The 18,357-nt window shown below is 62.7% G+C and carries 16 protein-coding genes; 7 read left to right on the top strand and 9 right to left on the bottom strand.

Annotation, left to right across the window (positions count from 1 at the left end):
* The first annotated feature begins 190 nt into the window (after window positions 1-190).
* Window positions 191-1,093, top strand: coding sequence for an acetylglutamate kinase (gene argB, locus JWR51_RS00960; RefSeq protein ID WP_299742385.1), 903 nt, complete (start codon window positions 191-193; stop codon window positions 1,091-1,093).
* 54 nt (window positions 1,094-1,147) lie between these two features.
* Here argB and JWR51_RS00955 read toward each other — a convergent pair whose 3' ends face one another.
* The 5 genes from JWR51_RS00955 to JWR51_RS00935 all read right to left on the bottom strand — a co-directional run bounded on the left by JWR51_RS00955 (window position 1,148) and on the right by JWR51_RS00935 (window position 5,190).
* Window positions 1,148-1,321: a DUF2934 domain-containing protein gene (locus JWR51_RS00955; RefSeq protein WP_299742382.1), complete on the bottom strand. Its 174-nt coding sequence runs from the start codon at window positions 1,319-1,321 to the stop codon at window positions 1,148-1,150.
* Between the two features lie 153 nt (window positions 1,322-1,474).
* The gene (locus tag JWR51_RS00950) at window positions 1,475-2,413 is read right to left on the bottom strand and encodes a hypothetical protein (RefSeq protein WP_299742379.1); all 939 of its coding nucleotides are present in this window, start codon (window positions 2,411-2,413) and stop codon (window positions 1,475-1,477) included.
* Between the two features lie 147 nt (window positions 2,414-2,560).
* On the bottom strand, window positions 2,561-4,051 hold the full coding sequence (locus JWR51_RS00945; RefSeq protein WP_299742377.1) for a DHA2 family efflux MFS transporter permease subunit: 1,491 nt from the start codon (window positions 4,049-4,051) through the stop codon (window positions 2,561-2,563).
* Window positions 4,052-4,054: 3 nt separating this feature from the next.
* Window positions 4,055-4,669: a TetR/AcrR family transcriptional regulator gene (locus tag JWR51_RS00940; RefSeq protein WP_299742374.1), complete on the bottom strand. Its 615-nt coding sequence runs from the start codon at window positions 4,667-4,669 to the stop codon at window positions 4,055-4,057.
* Between the two features lie 83 nt (window positions 4,670-4,752).
* Window positions 4,753-5,190 carry a DUF4345 domain-containing protein gene (locus JWR51_RS00935; protein ID WP_299742371.1) on the bottom strand — a complete coding sequence of 146 codons (438 nt, stop codon included), beginning with the start codon at window positions 5,188-5,190 and terminating at the stop codon, window positions 4,753-4,755.
* Between the two features lie 205 nt (window positions 5,191-5,395).
* Between JWR51_RS00935 and ilvA the strand changes: the two genes are divergently transcribed.
* The 3 genes from ilvA to JWR51_RS00920 all read left to right on the top strand — a co-directional run bounded on the left by ilvA (window position 5,396) and on the right by JWR51_RS00920 (window position 9,171).
* Window positions 5,396-6,919 (top strand): threonine ammonia-lyase, biosynthetic, encoded by a 1,524-nt coding sequence (gene ilvA, locus JWR51_RS00930; protein WP_299742368.1) that lies wholly within the window; start codon window positions 5,396-5,398, stop codon window positions 6,917-6,919.
* A 189-nt stretch (window positions 6,920-7,108) separates the two neighbouring features.
* Window positions 7,109-8,368, top strand: coding sequence for a hypothetical protein (locus JWR51_RS00925; protein WP_299742365.1), 1,260 nt, complete (start codon window positions 7,109-7,111; stop codon window positions 8,366-8,368).
* Window positions 8,369-8,463: 95 nt separating this feature from the next.
* Window positions 8,464-9,171 carry a pyrimidine 5'-nucleotidase gene (locus JWR51_RS00920; RefSeq protein WP_299742362.1) on the top strand — a complete coding sequence of 236 codons (708 nt, stop codon included), beginning with the start codon at window positions 8,464-8,466 and terminating at the stop codon, window positions 9,169-9,171.
* A gap of 173 nt (window positions 9,172-9,344) precedes the next feature.
* Here the strand turns inward: JWR51_RS00920 and JWR51_RS00915 are convergent, their stop codons facing one another.
* A complete protein-coding gene (locus JWR51_RS00915) occupies window positions 9,345-9,713 on the bottom strand; it encodes a VOC family protein (RefSeq protein ID WP_299742359.1) in 369 nt (122 codons plus the stop codon).
* 133 nt (window positions 9,714-9,846) lie between these two features.
* Between JWR51_RS00915 and JWR51_RS00910 the strand changes: the two genes are divergently transcribed.
* The 3 genes from JWR51_RS00910 (at window position 9,847) to JWR51_RS00900 (ending at window position 14,078) form a co-directional block, all read left to right on the top strand.
* Entirely contained in the window at window positions 9,847-10,866 is a 1,020-nt protein-coding gene (locus JWR51_RS00910) for a LacI family DNA-binding transcriptional regulator (RefSeq protein WP_299742357.1), read from the top strand.
* 51 nt (window positions 10,867-10,917) lie between these two features.
* A complete protein-coding gene (locus JWR51_RS00905) occupies window positions 10,918-11,904 on the top strand; it encodes an aldo/keto reductase (protein WP_299742354.1) in 987 nt (328 codons plus the stop codon).
* A gap of 284 nt (window positions 11,905-12,188) precedes the next feature.
* Window positions 12,189-14,078 carry an ABC transporter ATP-binding protein gene (locus JWR51_RS00900; RefSeq protein WP_299742351.1) on the top strand — a complete coding sequence of 630 codons (1,890 nt, stop codon included), beginning with the start codon at window positions 12,189-12,191 and terminating at the stop codon, window positions 14,076-14,078.
* 3 nt (window positions 14,079-14,081) lie between these two features.
* Here JWR51_RS00900 and JWR51_RS00895 read toward each other — a convergent pair whose 3' ends face one another.
* From JWR51_RS00895 to JWR51_RS00885, 3 genes are all read right to left on the bottom strand, one after another.
* Window positions 14,082-15,317: an acyl-CoA dehydrogenase family protein gene (locus tag JWR51_RS00895; RefSeq protein ID WP_299742348.1), complete on the bottom strand. Its 1,236-nt coding sequence runs from the start codon at window positions 15,315-15,317 to the stop codon at window positions 14,082-14,084.
* A gap of 66 nt (window positions 15,318-15,383) precedes the next feature.
* Window positions 15,384-17,000: an ABC transporter substrate-binding protein gene (locus tag JWR51_RS00890; protein ID WP_299742345.1), complete on the bottom strand. Its 1,617-nt coding sequence runs from the start codon at window positions 16,998-17,000 to the stop codon at window positions 15,384-15,386.
* Between the two features lie 279 nt (window positions 17,001-17,279).
* Window positions 17,280-18,335, bottom strand: a complete 1,056-nt coding sequence (locus JWR51_RS00885; protein ID WP_299742342.1) for an aldo/keto reductase — start codon at window positions 18,333-18,335, stop codon at window positions 17,280-17,282.
* Window positions 18,336-18,357: the final 22 nt, after the last annotated feature.

Here is an 18,357-nt window from a genome sequence, read left to right as displayed (position 1 = left end):
CTCCTCCGTCCTGAATACCCCGCCCTTGCCCCGATACCGTGGAATTCTGGATGTCGCCGTTACCCATGATGGCGGCGAATGGATCAACCGTCATCATTTTATCCGACAAGTTCGTTTCGCTCCGCCGCAAAATCGATTAGAGCGGAGGCGGACTTTTTTGCGCCGCTTTCGAAGGAGATTGGGTTCGCCCATGACTGAGCAAGACAACTCCACCGACCGGTTCTCGCACGATGCCGGCATTCTGGCGCAAGCGCTGCCCTATATGCAGCGCTATGAGGGCAAGACGGTCGTCGTGAAATACGGCGGCCATGCCATGGGCGATGCCAAGCTGGGCGCCGCTTTCGCGCGCGATATCGCCCTGCTCAAGCAATCCAAGGTCAATCCGATCGTGGTGCATGGCGGGGGGCCGCAGATCGCCTCCATGCTGGCAAAGCTCGGCATCGAATCAAAGTTCGAGGGCGGCTTGCGCGTCACCGACGCGCGCACGATGGAAGTCGTCGAGATGGTTTTGGCCGGCTCGATCAACAAGGAAATCGTGGCGCTGATCAATGCCGAAGGCGAATGGGCGATTGGCCTGTGCGGCAAGGACGGCAACATGGTCTTCGCCAAGAAGGCGATCAAGACCGTCAAGGACCCCACCTCCAATATCGAGCGCGTGCTCGATCTGGGCTTTGTGGGCGAGCCCGTGGAGGTCGACCGCACGCTGCTCGACCTCTTGGCGCGTTCGGAAATGATCCCGGTGATCGCCCCGGTGGCTCCCGGCCGCGACGGCGCAACCTACAATATCAATGCCGATACCTTTGCGGGCGCCATTGCGGGCTCGCTCGGGGCAAAACGCCTGCTGTTCCTGACCGACGTGCCCGGCGTGCTCGACAAGAACGGCAAGCTGATCCCGGAGCTGAGCGTACGCGAAGCCAAGGAATTGATTGCCGACGGCACCATTTCGGGCGGCATGATCCCCAAGGTGGAAACGTGCCTGGAAGCGCTGGAAAACGGCGTCGAGGGCGTCGTCATCCTCAACGGCAAATCGCCGCATGTGGTGCTGGTGGAGCTGTTCACCGAGTTCGGCGCCGGCACGCTGATCGTACGCTGACGCAATTGACCCGCCGGCAGGCCGGCGGGTTCCAGATCGAAAGAGGCCGCCCGATCAGGCGGCCTTTTTTACGGCCGGTTTGCTGCGCTTGCGCGCCGGTTTGATGGCCTTGGCGGCCTCGCCGGCCATTTCGGCGGCAGCCACGAACCAGAAATGCTGGTCCGCGCCTTCCGGCTTGCCGGCGGCTTCCCAGAGCTCATAGGCACGATGGCGGATCGGGTCTTCCATAAGCAACACTCCTGCAATGATCCTGGCAGGGTGGGCTCGTATGGTTGCTGATCGGTAAACACGCGGCATTTGTGATGGGGGGCGAGCCTGGCTGGCGTTTGCTAGCCCCACCAAACCGGCTCAAACTCGGTGTCACCCCTTGCCCTGTCCCGGCTACTCGTTCAGCCAGGGCGTCTGTGTGCTCCAGAACACCGCGTCGACCCCCAGATAATCGGTGCCGAAATCCACGAATTCTTCGCGGGTAAACGGCTTGCCGGTCTTGTCGTTGACGTAGTCCAGGGTGGGTTCCTGCACCGCCATGCCGACGAAGGGCAGCTTGCCCTTGTACTGGTTGAAGAAGGGGTAGGAGTTTTTCATCTGGCCCTTGCGCCACGGCACGATATCGGGGCCGCCGAGGCCGATGTCATGGGCCTCGGCGAATTCGAACAGGCGGCTCATATAGGCGTGGTCGTTGTCCCATTCGCAGGGCCAGAAATTGACGTATTGCACCACCTGCGACTGCTGGAAGGCGGCGCGGGCGGCGGTCAGATTGTCCAGCTCCGCTGAAAAATAGGCGTCGCAGGAGAAGCCGGCATCCTTGCGATCCTCGGTGACGTCGATGGCGGTTTCGGGCAGGTTGACGCCATAGACCTTGCCATCGAAGCGGGCAGCGAGGGCCGCGAGCAGGGCCTGGTAACGGGCGCGCACTTCGGGCCGCCATTGCATAGTGGTCCAGCCATAGCCCTCCGTCTTGCCCTCCTCGATCTGCTGCACGAGGCCACCGCCATATTTGGGGTCTTCCAGCAGGTAGGCGGGGATATTGCGCGCGTCGGGGCTGAAGAAGCGATCCTGGACCTGGATGAAGAGCTTCTTGCCCAGCGCGTCGGTGCGGGCGAGGTCGTCCTCGATGGCGGAAAAGTCGTAGATGCCCTCGGTGGGTTCCAGCCGCTTCCAGTTATAGACCACCTGGGCGCCCTCGATATCGGGGCGTTGCAGGATCGCCTGAGCAGCGGCCAGTTCGCCGGCGCTGGTATAGACGAAATTGGCGGGTGCGGCAGTGACGGCAGCGGTGCCGGCGAGCAGGATTGCGGCAAGGGCGGTGAAGCGGTTCATCGGTGAGCCATATTGTGATCGGTGCCGCTTTGGTGACGGCGGATCTGGCCGCCAGAGCGGCGGAAATGTGGCCTTTGTCGGCAAGGTTGAGGAAACCTTAGCGGGCACGAAAAAGGCCGCCCCGAAGGGCGGCCTTTGCAGTTTGGTTCAGGCTTCGACCAGCACCGGAGTGACTGGCGCGCCGCGCCCTTGCTGGCCGCCGCTCTTGAACAGCGGCACCAGCAGCAGCACCAGGCCGAACGAGCAGATGACGTACCAGAGCGCGAGACTCGAGGCGCTGGAGAAGGCCGCATGCTGGCTGGCGCCGGTGGCGAAGGTGTTGCCGAGATTGGAGAAGAAGATTTGCCCGATCAGCGCCACGCCGAGCGCACCACCGACCTGCTGGAAGGCCTGTAGCGAGCCCGAACCGGCACCGGCATCGCGCGGCGGCACATTGGCCAGCACCAGTTGGAACAGGGCCGAGAAGCCCAGGCCCAGGCCGGTGCCGGCGATCAACAGCGGCAGCAGGAACTGCCAATGGTCGATGCTGTCGCCGACACCCGCGATATAGAAATGCAGCCAGCCAATGCCGATCACCAGCATGCCACCGGAAGCCGCCAGGCGCGAGCGCAGATAGGTCGACCCGAAGCGGCCGGCGATCAGCGAGGCGGCCAGCACGCCGATCGAGAACGGCGTATTGGTCAGGCCTGATTCGAGCGGACTGAAATCGAAGCCACCCTGCAGCAGCAGCGAGATCACCATGAACATGCCCGGAATGCCGGAGGCGAACACGGTCATCACGAAGGCACCGAACATGAACTGCTTGTTGGTGATCAGGTCATAGTTGAGCAATTGCGACTTTTCGGCCTTGGCGCGGGCGCGGGTCCAAAAGACGAACAGGACCAGCAGGACGAAGCCGGCGGCGATCATGCCGAAGGTCCAGAGCGGCCAGCCATAGGCGCGGCCTTCCACGATCGGAAAAACCACGGCGACGATGCCGAGACCGAACAGCACCATGCCCATATAGTCGTTCTTGAGCGTGGGATGCCCGGGCAGGCGTGGGATCAGGAACCAGCCGGCGACGACGGCCGCAATGCCGATCGGCACGTTGACGAGAAAGATCGGCTGCCAGTCGAGCCCGAACAGGTGGCCCGAAATCAGCATGCCGCCCAGGATGGGGCCGCAGACCGAGGCAAGGCCAGCCGAGAGACCGAACAGCGAGAAAGCCTGGCCGCGTTCTTCGGGCGGGAAGGTGACGGTGGCGATGGCCAGCACCTGCGGCGTCATCATGGCGCCGGCCAGGCCCTGGATCACGCGGGCGGTGATCAGGAACTCGATATTGGGCGACATACCGCACAGCGCCGAGGCCGTGGTGAAAGCGGCGACGCCCCAGAGGAATAGCTTGGTGCGGCCCAGGATATCGCCAAGGCGGCCGAACGGCAGCAGGCCCAGTGCAAAGGCCATGATATAGGCGGCGATCACCCATTCGATCTGGCTATCGGTGGCGCCCAGCCCTTCGCGCATGCTGGGCAGGGCGACATTGACGATGGTCACGTCGATCAGGTTCATGAAATTGGCGATGAGCAGGACGACCAGCGCGACCCAGCGGCGTGGATCGGCATCGGCCTTTGAGGTTGGTACATGGAAGCTTTGGGACATGGATTAATTCCTCGAGGCAAATGGGTTGCGAACGGCGCGGCGCAATTCGGCGCAGAGCCGCTCGAAATTTTCGGGAGTAGGATCGGGACCGCGCGAGAAGCTGACCATGGCGCCAATCAGCATCTGGGCTGCGGGCTCGGGATCGAGATCAGGGCGGAAACTGCCATCGGCGACGCCAAGGGCAAACAGATTGGCAACGATGGAGCGCCATTTGGCGAGCACCGGCAGGATGGTGGCGCGGATGATCTCATCGCGGCGCGCCCGCTCGATCAACTCGGACATCACCGCCAGCACATCGGACTTTTCGTCGTACATTTCCTGGAAGTCGGCGAATTCGTGCTCCAGTTGCTCGTTCGGCGACAGGTGAGCGCGCGGACGGTTGATCGATTGAGCCCGAAACTCGGTGATCATGTTTTCGGTGACCAGTTCGATCAGCGCTTCCTTGGACGGCACGTGATAGTGCAGCGTGGCGATATTGATGCCGACGCGCTCGGCGATATCGCGGGTGCGCAGGCCCTCCAGGCCCTTCTCGACGATCAGCGCCCGCGCCGCGAGGGCGATGGCGACCTTGCGGTCATCTCCGCTTTCGCGCTTGACGGTGGCAATCGGCATGGTCATGGACCGGGCTCCGGTTTGATTTCGGAGCGCTTCATAACTCAAGTTTTTGTCTCAATCAAATGATTGATTGAGGTGAACCGCAACTATGCGATTTTGCGGGGACGTTCCGCCTTGGCGATCCACAGTGCCAGCAGCGGGAACAGCACCAGTTCCAGCAGCAGCGACGGTGCTACGGCCGAATTGAGGAGCACGGCGGGGTCGAACGCGCTGAAACGGGCCAGCCCGCCGACGAAAATCATCGCCATAAAGGCGAGCAGCGCCGTGCGCAGGCGGGAAAAGGCGAAGCCGCCCGCGAGCATGACCAGACCCAGGCCGAGCCAGACGCCGCCGATGAAGCGGACATGATTGTCGCGCACGCCGAAGGTCTGCGGATCGAGCACGGTAAGGAACGGCGCTGAGCCGCCTTGCCAGCCCAGCGTCTGGATGCCGCCAAGGCCGACATTGAGGCCGAGGAAGACGATGGCGGCGCCGGCGAGAATCAGGACGGCACGCAGCAGGTAACTGGGTCGGTTGCTCGGCATGGCGGCACCATTGGTTGGGGTGAACGGGCGTGGATGAAGCCCGTCTGGATCTGACCGCCATTCACCACAGATCGGTATTAGTGTAAATACTCTAATTTAACAATCGTCATCGGCCGCATTGGCGGAGCGCGAGGCCGGTTGACAAAATCATCCGGCTGCGCGCTTTCCCCGGTACGGCGCCCGCGCCGGATGACTGGAGCCTTTCATGCAAGACTATGTTCGCCGCATCCTCACCTCTTCGGTCTATGACCTGGCCGAGGAAACGCCGCTGGAACCCATGGCGCTGCTCTCGGGCCGGCTGGGCATTCCGGTGTTGCTGAAGCGCGAAGACCTGCAGCCGGTGTTCTCGTTCAAGATTCGCGGCGCCCATAACAAGATCGCCACCCTGACCGCCGAGGAACGCGCCCGCGGGGTGATTTGCGCCTCGGCGGGCAATCACGCGCAGGGCGTAGCGCTGTCGGCTTCCCGGTTGGGCATCCGCGCCGTCATCGTGATGCCCACCACGACGCCATCGATCAAGGTCAACTCCGTCCGCCGCATGGGTGGTGAGGTGGTGTTGTTCGGCGACGCGTTCGACGCGGCACGCGACCACGCCAACGAATTGGCCGCCCGGGATGGTCTGGTCTTCGTGCATCCGTTTGACGATCCGGCCGTGATTGCCGGCCAAGGCACCATCGGCATGGAGCTGTTGCAGCAGCATCCCGGTCCGATTGGGGCCATCTATGTGCCCATCGGCGGCGGCGGTCTGGCGGCGGGTATCGCCATGATCGTCAAGTTCCTCCGCCCCGAGATCAAGGTGATCGGCGTCGAGCCGGAGGAAGCCGCCAGCATGCAGGCGGCGATTTCGGCGGGCCATCCGGTCAATCTCGACCAGGTGGGCCTGTTCGCCGATGGCGTCGCGGTGCGCCAGGTCGGCACCGAAACCTTCCGCATCTGCAATGAGTTGCTCGACGGCATCGTCACCGTCACCACCGACGAAATCTGCGCCGCCATCAAGGATGTGTTCGACGACACGCGCGCCATCTCCGAACCTGCAGGCGCCTTGGCGCTCGCAGGACTGCGCAAGCATGTCGAGCAGGGCGCCGCCCCCGCCGGGCCGCTGATCGCCATCAATTCAGGCGCCAATATCAATTTCGACCGGCTGCGCCATGTCGCCGAACGCGCCGAGATCGGCGAGCGCGGCGAGGCACTGCTGGCCGTCACCATTCCCGAGGCGCCGGGCAGCTATCGCGCGTTCATTCGCCTCCTGGGTGACCGGGCGATCACCGAGTTCAACTACCGCTATGCGCACGGCGCGGCAGCGCAGATTTTCGTCGGCGTCAAACTGCGGCAGGGTGAGGCCGAAAAGCAGGCCATCATCACCATGCTGCAAGCCAACGGTCACGCCGTGCTTGACATGAGCGACAATGAGCTGGCCAAGCTGCATGTGCGCTATATGGTGGGCGGCCGCGCCAGCCATCTGGGGGACGAGCTGGTCTATCGCTTCCAGTTTCCCGAACGGCCCGGCGCGCTGCTGAAATTCCTTGAGGGGCTGCGGAACGACTGGAACATCTCACTGTTCCACTATCGTAACCACGGCGCCGATTATGGCCGCGTTTTAGCCGGAATTCAGGTACCACAGGCCAATCGAGCGCAGTTCCACGAGTATCTGGAGGCCCTGGGCTACCCCTATTGGGACGAAACGCAAAACCCCGCCTACCGGCTGTTTCTGGACAGTGACGACGTTTAAAAATGCGTCCTAATTCCGATGTATTGCTGAAACCGAAGCAATTCATGTTCCGTTCAGGACGCGGGAGATAATCGAGCGTCACGTCATTGCAACGGCCCCGCCAACTGGTCATCAGTTCGCCGCAACGCGACCGTTTTAATCAATTGCCTGCCCCCGACAACAACAACCACAAGAATGCCGGAGACGACGATGAAGTCCTTCAAGATCACCCGCCTTGCCTTGCTCGCCAGCGTCGCGAGCGTTGCCCTGCTGCAGCCGGCCTTCGCACTTGACGCGCAGGCCTTCGTCGATCGCATCCAGGCCGTCTGGGGCCCGCTCGGCTATGAACTCACCCTCAACGACCCCCAGCTCGACGGCGACACCATCACGGTGGAAAATGCCACCATCGGCGTCAAGGGCGTTGAAGGCGCCACCGAGCCGACCAGCTTCACCACCTCGCTGACCTTCAGCGGCGTCAAGGAAACCGGCGATGGCGGCTACACCGCCGACAGCGTCTCGCTGCCGGACGTCGAAGCCGACTTCGAAGGCGACGACAAGACCAAGGGCCATGTATCGCTGAGCGATATCGAGCTGACCGGCTTCTACCTGCCCGGCGGCGATACCGTCACCCCGGTCCAGTTGCTGCAGCTGGTCGGCGCCATCTCGACCGGCCCGCTTTCAGTCACCCGCAATGGCGAAGAAGTCATCGGCATCGAATCCATGGAATCGGGCTCGACGTTCGAGCCGGCCCAGGGCAGCGCCGACCTGACCAACCTGAGCTCGACCCTGTCGATCACCGGCATCACCGCTGACCTCTCCACCGTCAAGGAGGAGGATGCGCAGGCTGGCGCCGTCGTCGAAGGCCTCGGCCTGACCAACATCGCTGGCGACATCACCGGCTCGTTCAACTGGTCGATGGCCGATGGCCACATGACCGTCGATCAGTTCCTGTTCGACTTCGCCGATGTGGGCGCCATCGACATGACGGTCGACCTGACCGGCCTGACCCCGGCGCTGCTGACCAAGCTGCAGGAAGCCAACAAGGCCGTCGAGGCTGCCGGCGACCCCACAAGCGAAGCCGCCCAGGCGGCCCAGGCGATGATGGGCATGGAACTGCTGCAGGGCCTGTCGATCGGTGGCGCCAATATCCGCTATGACGATGCCTCGCTGGCCGGCAAGCTGCTCGAATTCTTCGCCCAGGCGCAGGGTATCGACAAGGCCCAGATGGTCGAAGGCCTCAAGGCCATGGTGCCGCAGATGATCGCAAGCGTCGGCATTCCCGAGCTGGTCGATCTGGTGGCGCCCCCGGTCTCGACCTTCCTCGACGACCCCAAGAGCCTGGAAGTCGACGTCGCTCCGGGCTCGCCCACGAGCCTGCTGGTGCTGATGGCTGCCGCCTCCAACCCGGCCAGCCTGATCACCGCGCTGGGCGTGACGGTCACCGCCAACGAAGAAGAAAACAACGACTAATCGCCTTGGCGGCGCGCTCCGGCGCGCCGCCTTCCTCTTTTGCCTTGCCGTACTTGTCAGATGAAACGGCGCGCGCCTTCTGCTAGACTCACACCATGAATGACCTCACGCCACCGCTTCCCCGCAGCCTCAGCCATGTGACCGACTGGGTGTTCGATCTCGACAACACCCTCTATCCGCGCAGCTGCAACCTGTTCGCTCAGATCGACGTGCGCATCACCAATTACGTGATGGACCTGACGCAGCTGGACTTCGCCGAAGCCCGCGCGCTGCAGAAGATCTACTACCGCGATTTCGGCACCACGCTGAACGGGCTGATGCAGGCGCACAAGGTCGATCCCGACCATTTCCTCAATACCGTGCACGCCATCGACTATTCGCCGGTCGAGGCGCATCCCGATCTGGTCGAGGCTATCCGCGCCCTGCCCGGCCGCAAGTTCATCCTGACCAATGGCGATGTCAGCCATGCCCGCGCCGTGCTCAAGCGCCTGGGCGGCAACGAGCTGTTCGAGCACGTCTACGATATCCGCGCCATGACCTACGTGCCCAAACCGCATCGCGAGGCCTATGACGGGTTCTTCAAGGCGCATGACATCGATCCGAATTACGCGGTGATGTTTGACGACCTGGAAAAGAACCTGCTGGTGCCGCACGAAGTAGGCATGTCCACCGTTCAGGTGGTGGCCGGCGAGGATTTTACCCATGAGCAGGTGGATGCCTGGGAGCTGGGGCGCGGTAGCGCCGCCGCGCATGTGCATCATGTGACCGAGGATTTGGCACAGTTCTTGCGGGCGCTGCCTTAGATTAGGCCCCCTCATCCGCTCTTCGGGCACCTTCTCCCACGAGGGGAGAAGGGGGGCACCGTGGCTAAACAAACGCAAAGCCCTCCCTCGCCCCTTGTGGGAGAGGGACAGCTTGCGACGCGTTCAGCGGAGCAAGCAGGGTGAGGGGTTCGTGCCACAGGCGCCCTGCCCGCTCACATACTATTATAATGCAAAATGTTCCCGTCGGGGTCCTTGAACCACACCATCTTGAAGTCGCCGGCAACATGGATATCGCCTTGCAGCCCCATGCCCGGATAGTGCTCGAAACTCACGCCCTTGGCCTTGAGGTCGGCGGTGATGGCTTCGACTTCGTCGCCGACGCCCCAGACTACGGCATTGGCCTGGTTGGTGCCGGCGAAATCGGACTTGTAGACTACGAGGGTGGTGGCGCCGGTCTTGAACTGCATGACGTTGTCGTCGCCACTGATCTTGGAGAGGCCCAGCACGCTTTCATAGAAATGACGGGCGCGGTCCATGTCGGTCACCGCGACGATGGCGGCAGAATTCTTGTCCTTGAGCATGATCGTTCTCTTTGCGTTGACGAGACCAGACAAACGCTGCGCTGCCGCCAAAGTTCAGCCGCTGCGCTTTACAGGCTTTGACCCAGCAAGTATTAGCGCTAAACTCGCGCACGGGTGGACGATCGGGAACAGCATGGGCAAAGCGATCGTAAGGCTCAAGGATATTGCCGACAAGACCGGGTTTTCCACCAACACGGTCTCGCTGGCACTGCGCGAAAGTCCGCGCATTCCCGCGCCGACGCGAGTGCTGATCCAGCAGGCCGCGGCCGAGCTGCATTACCTGCCGAACCAGATCGCCAAGTCCCTGGTCAGCCGGCAGACCATGACCATTGGCCTGGTGCTGACCGATATCACCAACCCGACGCTGACCCATGCCGCCCAGGCCATCGAGCTGGCGCTGGCGGCGCGCGGCTATGGCACGCTGTTCGCCACCTCCAACAACACGCTGGAGGAGGAAATCCGCACGGTCGAGATGTTCCGCTCGCGCCAGGTCGACGGCATGCTGATCTATCCCACCAGCCATCGCCAGCTCGACCATATTCGCCCACTGCGGCGCGCCAATTATCCGCTGGTGCTGCTGGTGGCCGATCCCGATGCGGGGATTGACGCCGTCTGCGTCGACGAGCGGCGTGGCGCCTGGAAGGCGGTGCGGCACCTGATCGAAATGGGGCATCGCCGCATCGGCATGCTCGACAGCTCCAGCCGGCACGGCAATGGCGAGAAGCGCGAAGGCTATATCAAGGCGCTGACCGAGGCCGGGCTTGACTATGACACCGGTCTGGCTGTCGATGTCACCGGCCACGCCGCTGTGCATGGCATATCGGCGATGGACGAGTTGATGAGCCGCAAAAGCGGCGCGACGGCGGTCTATTGCGTCAACGATTCGCTGGCCATCGGGGCATTGCACTGGTGCCGGCGCAATGATGTGGCGGTGCCGCGGGACATGGCGATCATGGGCAATGACGATATTCAATATGCCGCCTTTGCGGGAGTACCCTTGTCCAGCGTACGCTATGCGACGCGCGAGGTCTCCGAAATGGCGGTGGAGCGCTTGATGGAATTGATCGCCGCCAAAGATTTTTTACCCCAGCCCCGGGTCAGCCTGATCGATCCGGACCTGATCATCCGCGACAGCACACGGCTGGGCGCGTAGAACAATTTCAACCCCGCGGCCCTCTCGCCGCCTCTACCAAGGACTACAATCATGGAATATCGCCGTTTGGGCAAATCGGGCCTCAAGGTCAGCGAACTCTCGCTCGGCTCGTGGGTCACGTTCAGCAAGCAGGTCGATGAGAGCAAGGCGCTCAAGCTGATGACCACCGCCTATGATGCGGGCGTCAATTTCTTCGACAATGCCGAGGGCTATGAAGCCGGCGCATCCGAAGCTCTGATGGGCGCTGCGCTGGAAAAGCTGGGCTTTTCGCGCGACAGCTACGCGGTGTCGTCAAAAGTGTTCTGGGGCGGCGAGAAGCCGACGCAGAAGGGCCTCAGCCGCAAGCACGTGACCGAGGCTGCGCACGCTGCCCTCAAGCGCTTGCGCGTTGACTACCTCGATCTCTATTTCTGCCACCGCCCCGACATCGATACCCCGATCGAAGAGACTGTCTGGGCGATGCATAACCTGATCACCCAGGGCAAGGTGCTGTATTGGGGCACCTCGGAATGGACGGCGCAGCAGCTGACCGAAGCCTGGGCCGTCGCCCGCCGCGAGCACCTGACCCCGCCGACCATGGAACAGCCGCAATACAACCTGTTCGTGCGCGAAAAGGTCGAAGCCGACTACCTGCCGCTCTATGAAATGGGCCTTGGCACCACGATCTGGTCGCCACTCGCTTCGGGCGTGTTGACCGGCAAATACAATGACGGCATCCCCGAGGATAGCCGCATGAACTTGCCAGGCTATGAATGGTTGAAGAAGGAATGGGAGAGCGACGCCGGCAAGGCGAAGCTGGAAAAGGTCAAGGCATTGGCCAAGCTGGCCAAGGATGTGGGCCTGCCGATCCATCACCTGGCGCTGCTGTGGTGCCTCAAGAACCCCCATGTATCGACCGTGATCCTGGGGGCTTCCAAGAAAAGCCAGTTGGAAGATAACCTCGATGCGCTCAAGTCCAAGGACAAGCTGACCCCGGACGTGATCGCGGCGATCGAAGCGATCGTGGACAATAAGCCGGCAGCGCCACAGCGGTATTGATCCGTCGCGGTTCTAGGACCGCGGAACCCGCAGTCGACTCCCTCCCCCTTCGCGGGGAGGGATCAAGGGTGGGGGGATGTTTGGCCACGATCCGATATCGTGGTTCTCAACACCCCCACCCACCATTCCTCCCGGGGGCTTGACCCGCGGGCCACTCTCAAACCGGCACAAGCGGCGAGAGGTCCGCGGATCAAGCCCGCGGGAAGAATAGTGGTGGTGGTTGGCGCGGGGCTTCATTCGGACCCCAGTGGTACTCGCCGTCGACCGCAACTATATTCCCCGCAATGACCTCCACCGACTCTCCCTCCCGCCGCGGCCCGCGGCCCTCCTCATCCGAGCCCACCGGCAGCTTTCGCGAGCAGTTGGACAATCTGCGCCATCTCGGCCGCCTGGTCGCCCAGATCTGGCGGACCAGCCGCTGGCTGACGGGGCTGAGCATCGGCCTGCGCCTGGTCCGGGCGCTGCAGCCGGTGGTGATGCTCTATGTGGGCAAGCTGATCATCGATGAAGTGGTGCGGCTGACCGGGCAGCCGGCTGCGGGCAGCGATTTCGCCCAATGGTGGGCCAGTGGCGAGCTAACCCGCATCGCTGAACTGCTGACGATTGAGTTCGCGCTGGTGATCGGCACCGACCTGCTCAACCGCTTCACCTCGCTGGTCGATTCGATCCTGGGGGAACTGCATTCCAACACCGTCAGCATCGAGCTGATGCAGCACGCCGCCCGGCTCGACCTGCGCCATTTCGAATCCGCCGAATATCAGGACCGGCTTGAGCGGGCGCGGCGGCAGGCAGCGGGACGCAGTGGGCTCTTGGCCCAATTGCTGGGCCAGGCGCAGGACATGATCACCGTGGTGACGCTGGCGGCCGGCCTGTTCTACTACGCGCCGTGGCTGATCCTGCTGCTGCCGCTGTCCTTCGTGCCGGCGATCTGGGGCGAGACGCGGTTCAACACGCTCAGCTATTACATTTCGCGCGGCCGCACGCCGGAGCGGCGGCAGTTGGAATATATCCGCCAGATCGGCGCCAGCGCCGAGACTGCCAAGGAAATCAAACTGTTTGGGCTGGGCGCGTTCCTGGTCGAGCGGTTCCGGACCCTGGCGCAGACCATCTTCCTCGAAAATCGCAAGCTCGCCATGGACCGGTCGATCTGGGGCGCGCTGTTCTCCTCGATTTCGACGCTGACCTATTATGGCGCCTATGCGTTCATCGTCTGGCGCACCATTGCGGGCGAATTCACCATCGGCGATCTGGCGTTTTTGTCGGGCTCGTTCCTGCGGCTGAACGGGTTGTTCCAGAAAATCCTGCTCGGCTTCACCCAGATCGCCGGGCAGTCGCTCTATCTCGACGATCTGTTCTCGTTCTTCGAAATCCAGCCCACCATCCTGCCGCCCGAACACCCCAAACCGTTCCCGACGCCGATCGTGCAGGGCATCGTGTTCGACAATGTGGGCTTTCGCTATCCCGACACCGAAACGTGGGCCATCAGGGGACTCAGTTTCACGCTCAATGCTCACGAAACGCTAGCATTAGTGGGTGAGAATGGGGCCGGTAAGACCACCATCGTCAAGCTACTCACGCGCCTCTACGACCCCGACGAGGGCCGCATCACCATCGACGGCATCGACCTGCGCGACATGCTGATCGAGGATATTCACGCCCATATCGGCGTGATTTTCCAGGATTTCATTCGCTATAGCCTGACCGCCGCGGAGAACATTGGCGTCGGCCGCATCGAAGACAGCACCGATATCCCGCGGATCGAGGATGCCGCTGAACGCAGCCTCGCCGATACCGTCATCGCCAAGCTGCCGCAGAAATATGACCAGCCTCTAGGCCGATTGTTCAACAAAGGCAGGGACTTATCCGGCGGGGAATGGCAAAAGATCGCCATCGGCCGCGCCTACATGCGCGATGCCGACCTGATCATTTTGGACGAACCCACCGCCGCACTCGACGCCAAGGCCGAGGCCGAAGTCTTCGCCCGGTTCAAGAGCCTCGCCACCGCCAAGACCGCAGTGATCATCTCGCACCGGTTCTCGACGGTGCGCATGGCGGACCGGATACTGGTGCTGGAGAACGGCAAAATCCTGGAGGCCGGCTCGCACGAAGACCTGCTGGCACTAGGCGGGCGCTATGCCGAACTGTTTGAACTGCAAGCGGCCGGATATCGCTAAGCCCTAGAAAACCTTGCCTTCTTTGAGATGCGTCGTGGTGCCGTTGAGGTAGTAATCGCCCACCACGCGGGCCTTGTGCAGCAGCGGATTGTGGTTGAGCACCGTGCGGATATTGCGCCAGTGGCGGTCGAAATTATACTTGCGCGAGGTGGCCGAACCGCCGCCGATCTCGAACATGCGCTCGGCGCTGCGCGGCCCGAGCTGGCCCAGCACGAGTTGGGTGCGGGCCGTGGTCAAGGCGCTCGCGACCAGCGAGGTTTCGATAGCGACCTCATTGCCGGTGGCGAAGGCCGCCACGGTGTGGTCCAGCGCCTTGGCGCTCTCGATCAGCAGCGCATCGATGGCCAGCGAATTGGCAGCGATTTCGCCGATGATCTGCTGCACGAAATGGTCCTCGCGGGCCGTCGCCGCCGGGCTGTGCGCTGCGGCGCGGCCCTGCTTGCGGACGTACTCGATGGCGTCGGAGAGGACGTTGCGCACGGCGCCGGCGGCGGCGGCGGCGAGATGGAGCTGGCGCAGGGTCGAGGTGTGGCGGCCGACCAGGTTCTCCATGCTGCGCTTGCCCACTTCGCGCGGGAACACTTCGACATTGTCGAGGATGACGCCACCGCTGGCGGTTAAGCGCTGGCCCATGCCGTCCCAGTCATCGAGAATCTGGATGCCCTTGCGGTCGACCGGAAGCAGTACATGGGTGAATTCGCCATTGTCGTCCATGGCGCTGAACGAGACGAAATCGGCAAAGGCGCTGCCGGTGGCGTACCATTTGCGGCCGTTGAGGCGATAAACGTCGCCATCGCGCGTGAGCGTAGTGGTCACCTGCCCGGGCTTGGCAGTGCCCTGCTCGGTATGGGCGCCGGCAAACAGCTTGCCCTCGAGCACGCGCTCGAGCGAGCCTTCGTCGCGCTGCGAGGGGCCATTGAGCACAAGGGCTTCGACATAGTTGAAATGCGAGCGTAGCGCATGGGCGACATTGCAATCAGCGGCGCCGAGGGTGACGATCAGTTCGATATAGTCGGCGACCGAACCGCCGGGGCCGCCCATCGAAACCGGGATGCGCAACGCACCCAGCCCGGATTCCTTGAACAAGCGGAACGCCTCGAAGGGCAGCTCGCGATCGAGATCGCGCTTGGAGGCGCCCTTGGCGATTTCGGCGGCGAGCGCCGGGACACGGGCCAGCAAGGTGGCCAGATCGGGGGATCGGGGTGTCTCGGGAACGAGCTTGGGAGCGGTTGCGGTCATGGCACTCATCGCTGACTGAAAGGAAACCGGCCGCATCCAGGGAGGAAAATGCGGCCGGTAAGGGTGTTAGGAGGCGAGGTAGATGTCGGCGCCGTTGGAGCCGAAGCCTTCGGCACCCAAGGTATGATTGACGACGCGCTTGTCGAAGATGACGAAACTGTCGGGCGCGACTAGGTCGAGCGCAGGCAGATCGGCGACCACCTGTTTCTGGAAATCGACGAACAGGTCGAAGCGCTTCTTGGCATCGGGCTCGACGGCAGCGGCTTCGAGCAGGCGGTCGGTTTCGGCGCTCTGATAGTGCGCGCCATTGGAGAAGGGCACGCCGGGCTTGAAGTTTTTCGACCAGTAAAGACGCTGGATGCCCACGGTGGGATCGAACAGGTTGCTCATGCCTTCGAGCGCGATATCGAAATCGCGATCGGTGTAGACGCGCTTGACGAAGGCGGCGTAGTCCTGCGTACGCACCGTGGTCTTGATGCCGACCTTGTCGAGCGCCTGGGCGATATATTCGGCCGATTGCCTGGGGGCGCCAGCCGGCTGGGTCGGGTCGATATTGAGCGTGAAGCGCGTGCCATCGCCACCGCGCGGGTAACCGGCCTCATCGAGGATTGCCTCGGCCTTGGCGGGATCGAATTCATAGACCGGCAGGTCGGGGGTGAAGAACTTGGCTAGCGCCGGATTGACCGGGCCGTTCAGCACCTTGGCGTGGCCGAGATAGACCGTATTGGCGATGAAGTTCTTGTCGACGGCGTGGGCGATGGCCACCCGCACCTTGGGATCGGCCAGGAATTTGTTGTCGAAATTGAATTCGGCACGGGTGATGCCATTGCCGTAGCCGAAACCGCGCGTTTCGAAGCCCAGCGTGGGGCTGGCCTGAAGGCGGGCGATATCGGTGAAGGGAATGTTGGCGCCGACGGTCAGCAGCACTTCGCCGGTCTCGATGGCGGCGACGGAGGCTGCGGGATCGGTGATGAAGCGGTAGACCAGCTTGTCGAGATAGGGCTTTGGCGCGTCCCAATAGTTGGGATTGCGCTCATAAAGCACGTGGCTGCCGCGCACCCATTCCTTGAAGATGAACGGGCCGGTGCCGACGGGGGCGATGTTGTTGGGATTGGTGGCCGGATCGGTGCCCTCATAGAGGTGTTTTGGCACGATGGGGGATTCCGAGCTGGCCAGCGCAGTGATCAAGAAGGGCGAGGGCTTTTCCAGCAGCAGTTCGATCTCGTGCGGACCCAGCACATTGATGGTCTTGACCTGGGCGAAGGTGGCCCGGCCGCGGGGGTGATTGTCCTTCAGCGCCTGGATCGAATAGGCCACGTCATCGGCGGTGAAATCCTGGCCGTCATGCCACTTCACGCCTTCGCGCAGCTTGAAGTGGTAGCGTAGCCCATCCTCGGCAACGTCCCATTCGGTGGCCAGTAGCGGCTTGGGATTGAAATCGAAATCGTAGGTCAGCAGGCCCTCGGTGACCTTGCTGGAGAGGTAGACCGACTGGCCGGCGGTGTGGGCGATGAGGACCAGGACCGGGGGCTCATTGCCGATATTGACTGTGAGCGTGCCCCCCTGCACCGGCTCGGCGCCAAAGCTGACGCCGGGCAGCGTGCCGATCAAAGCGAGCGCAGCGGTCGAGAGCAGGAAGGCCCGACGCGTTGGCGCCAGAACGCCGCGAGGGTGAGTGGTCATGCGAAAAGTCCCCGATATGCGGTTGCACGGACCCAAGTCCCGATGCCCGCTGAATGATGTCGAGCTGGTCCAAACCAACCCTCGCCATCACCCTACGAAACCCTACTAATTTTATCGAGATACTGCATTGCGAAGCTGGGGCGACTGTTGAAACGCCGATGCGCGCTTTAGGCCAATAGAAGCAAAAAATCTTGCGTGGGCACGAAGGGAAGCTTCCGTACGCAAATTCATTCCAAGACGGGTTGGACCGGGCAGTGTTGCCCGGTCCGAAAATCTCGCTCAGGCGACGCGCTGCGGGCGGGTCAGCGGGATGATGGCGGCATCTGACGAGCGGGCGACGCGGCCCTCAACCGGATGACCCGGATCGGTGAAGCCGGGGGTCGAGGGGTGGCCGGTGGCGACCAGGCGATCGACCAGCGCTTCATCATCGGCATCGAGCGTAATGTCGAGGGCGCGCAGATTGCTGTCCCACTGCTCTTCGGTACGCGGGCCGGCGATGGCGGAGGTGATCAACTTATTGTTGAGCACCCAGGCCAGCGCGAACTCGCCGGGGGCGATGCCCTTGGCCTGCGCATGGGCGGCGACCTGTTTGGCGATGGCGATGGATTCCTCGCGGAACTCCACATCGTGCATGCGCTTGTCGCCACGACCGGCGCGGGTATCGGCGGCAGGCGTTTCGCCCACATTGTATTTGCCGGTCAGGATGCCGCGTGCCAGTGGGCTATAGGACACATTACCCAGGCCCATGGCCACTGCGGCCGGAAGCTGTTCGGCCTCGGCGGTGCGGTTGACGATGTTGTAGAGCGGCTGGCTGGCGACCGGGCGATCGATGCCGAGCTGGTCGGCCAGATGCGCCACTTCGGCAATGCGCCAGCCGCGGAAATTGGAGACGCCGAAATAGCGCAGCTTGCCGGCCTTGATCAGATCGGCAATGGCGCGCACGGGCTCTTCCAGCGAGGCGTCGAAGACGGCGCGGTGGAAATAGAGGATGTCGATATAATCGGTCTTGAGATTGCGCAGGCTGTTCTCGACGGTCTCATAGACCCATTTGCGCGAGTAGCCGCCCTTGTTGGGAACGGTGCCGCGGGAATTGACGAACTTGGTGGCGACGACCCAATCGTCGCGATGCGCCTTGATGCCGGCGCCGACGACCTGCTCGGACTTGCCGTCATGATAGACGTCGGCGGTATCGATGAAGTTGATGCCGCGCTCGCGCGCCTTGTCGATGATGCGGAAGGCGACATCGTCGGGGGTCTGGTTGCCGAACATCATGCTGCCCAGCGTGATGGGGGAAACCTTGAGCGCACTGCGCCCGAGATAGCGATAATCGGCCATTATTGTTCTCCGTAAGTTGGTC

The organism is Devosia sp. (assembly GCF_028290625.1).
In the GTDB taxonomy this organism is placed as follows: Bacteria; Pseudomonadota; Alphaproteobacteria; order Rhizobiales; family Devosiaceae; genus Devosia.
This window is presented reverse-complemented; position numbering and strand designations above follow the sequence as displayed.

Excerpts from the sequence above, each read along its gene's own strand:
- JWR51_RS00945 (WP_299742377.1), bottom strand. The coding sequence starts at position 4,051 with ATGTCCCAAAGCTTCCATGTACCAACCTCAAAGGCCGATGCCGATCCA.
- JWR51_RS00955 (WP_299742382.1), bottom strand. The coding sequence starts at position 1,321 with ATGGAAGACCCGATCCGCCATCGTGCCTATGAGCTCTGGGAAGCCGCC.
- JWR51_RS00920 (WP_299742362.1), top strand. The coding sequence starts at position 8,464 with ATGAATGACCTCACGCCACCGCTTCCCCGCAGCCTCAGCCATGTGACC.
- JWR51_RS00935 (WP_299742371.1), bottom strand. The coding sequence starts at position 5,190 with ATGCCGAGCAACCGACCCAGTTACCTGCTGCGTGCCGTCCTGATTCTC.
- JWR51_RS00940 (WP_299742374.1), bottom strand. The coding sequence starts at position 4,669 with ATGACCATGCCGATTGCCACCGTCAAGCGCGAAAGCGGAGATGACCGC.
- argB (WP_299742385.1), top strand. The coding sequence starts at position 191 with ATGACTGAGCAAGACAACTCCACCGACCGGTTCTCGCACGATGCCGGC.
- JWR51_RS00905 (WP_299742354.1), top strand. The coding sequence starts at position 10,918 with ATGGAATATCGCCGTTTGGGCAAATCGGGCCTCAAGGTCAGCGAACTC.
- JWR51_RS00895 (WP_299742348.1), bottom strand. The coding sequence starts at position 15,317 with ATGACCGCAACCGCTCCCAAGCTCGTTCCCGAGACACCCCGATCCCCC.
- JWR51_RS00915 (WP_299742359.1), bottom strand. The coding sequence starts at position 9,713 with ATGCTCAAGGACAAGAATTCTGCCGCCATCGTCGCGGTGACCGACATG.
- JWR51_RS00890 (WP_299742345.1), bottom strand. The coding sequence starts at position 17,000 with ATGACCACTCACCCTCGCGGCGTTCTGGCGCCAACGCGTCGGGCCTTC.
- ilvA (WP_299742368.1), top strand. The coding sequence starts at position 5,396 with ATGCAAGACTATGTTCGCCGCATCCTCACCTCTTCGGTCTATGACCTG.
- JWR51_RS00925 (WP_299742365.1), top strand. The coding sequence starts at position 7,109 with ATGAAGTCCTTCAAGATCACCCGCCTTGCCTTGCTCGCCAGCGTCGCG.
- JWR51_RS00950 (WP_299742379.1), bottom strand. The coding sequence starts at position 2,413 with ATGAACCGCTTCACCGCCCTTGCCGCAATCCTGCTCGCCGGCACCGCT.
- JWR51_RS00910 (WP_299742357.1), top strand. The coding sequence starts at position 9,847 with ATGGGCAAAGCGATCGTAAGGCTCAAGGATATTGCCGACAAGACCGGG.
- JWR51_RS00900 (WP_299742351.1), top strand. The coding sequence starts at position 12,189 with ATGACCTCCACCGACTCTCCCTCCCGCCGCGGCCCGCGGCCCTCCTCA.
- JWR51_RS00885 (WP_299742342.1), bottom strand. The coding sequence starts at position 18,335 with ATGGCCGATTATCGCTATCTCGGGCGCAGTGCGCTCAAGGTTTCCCCC.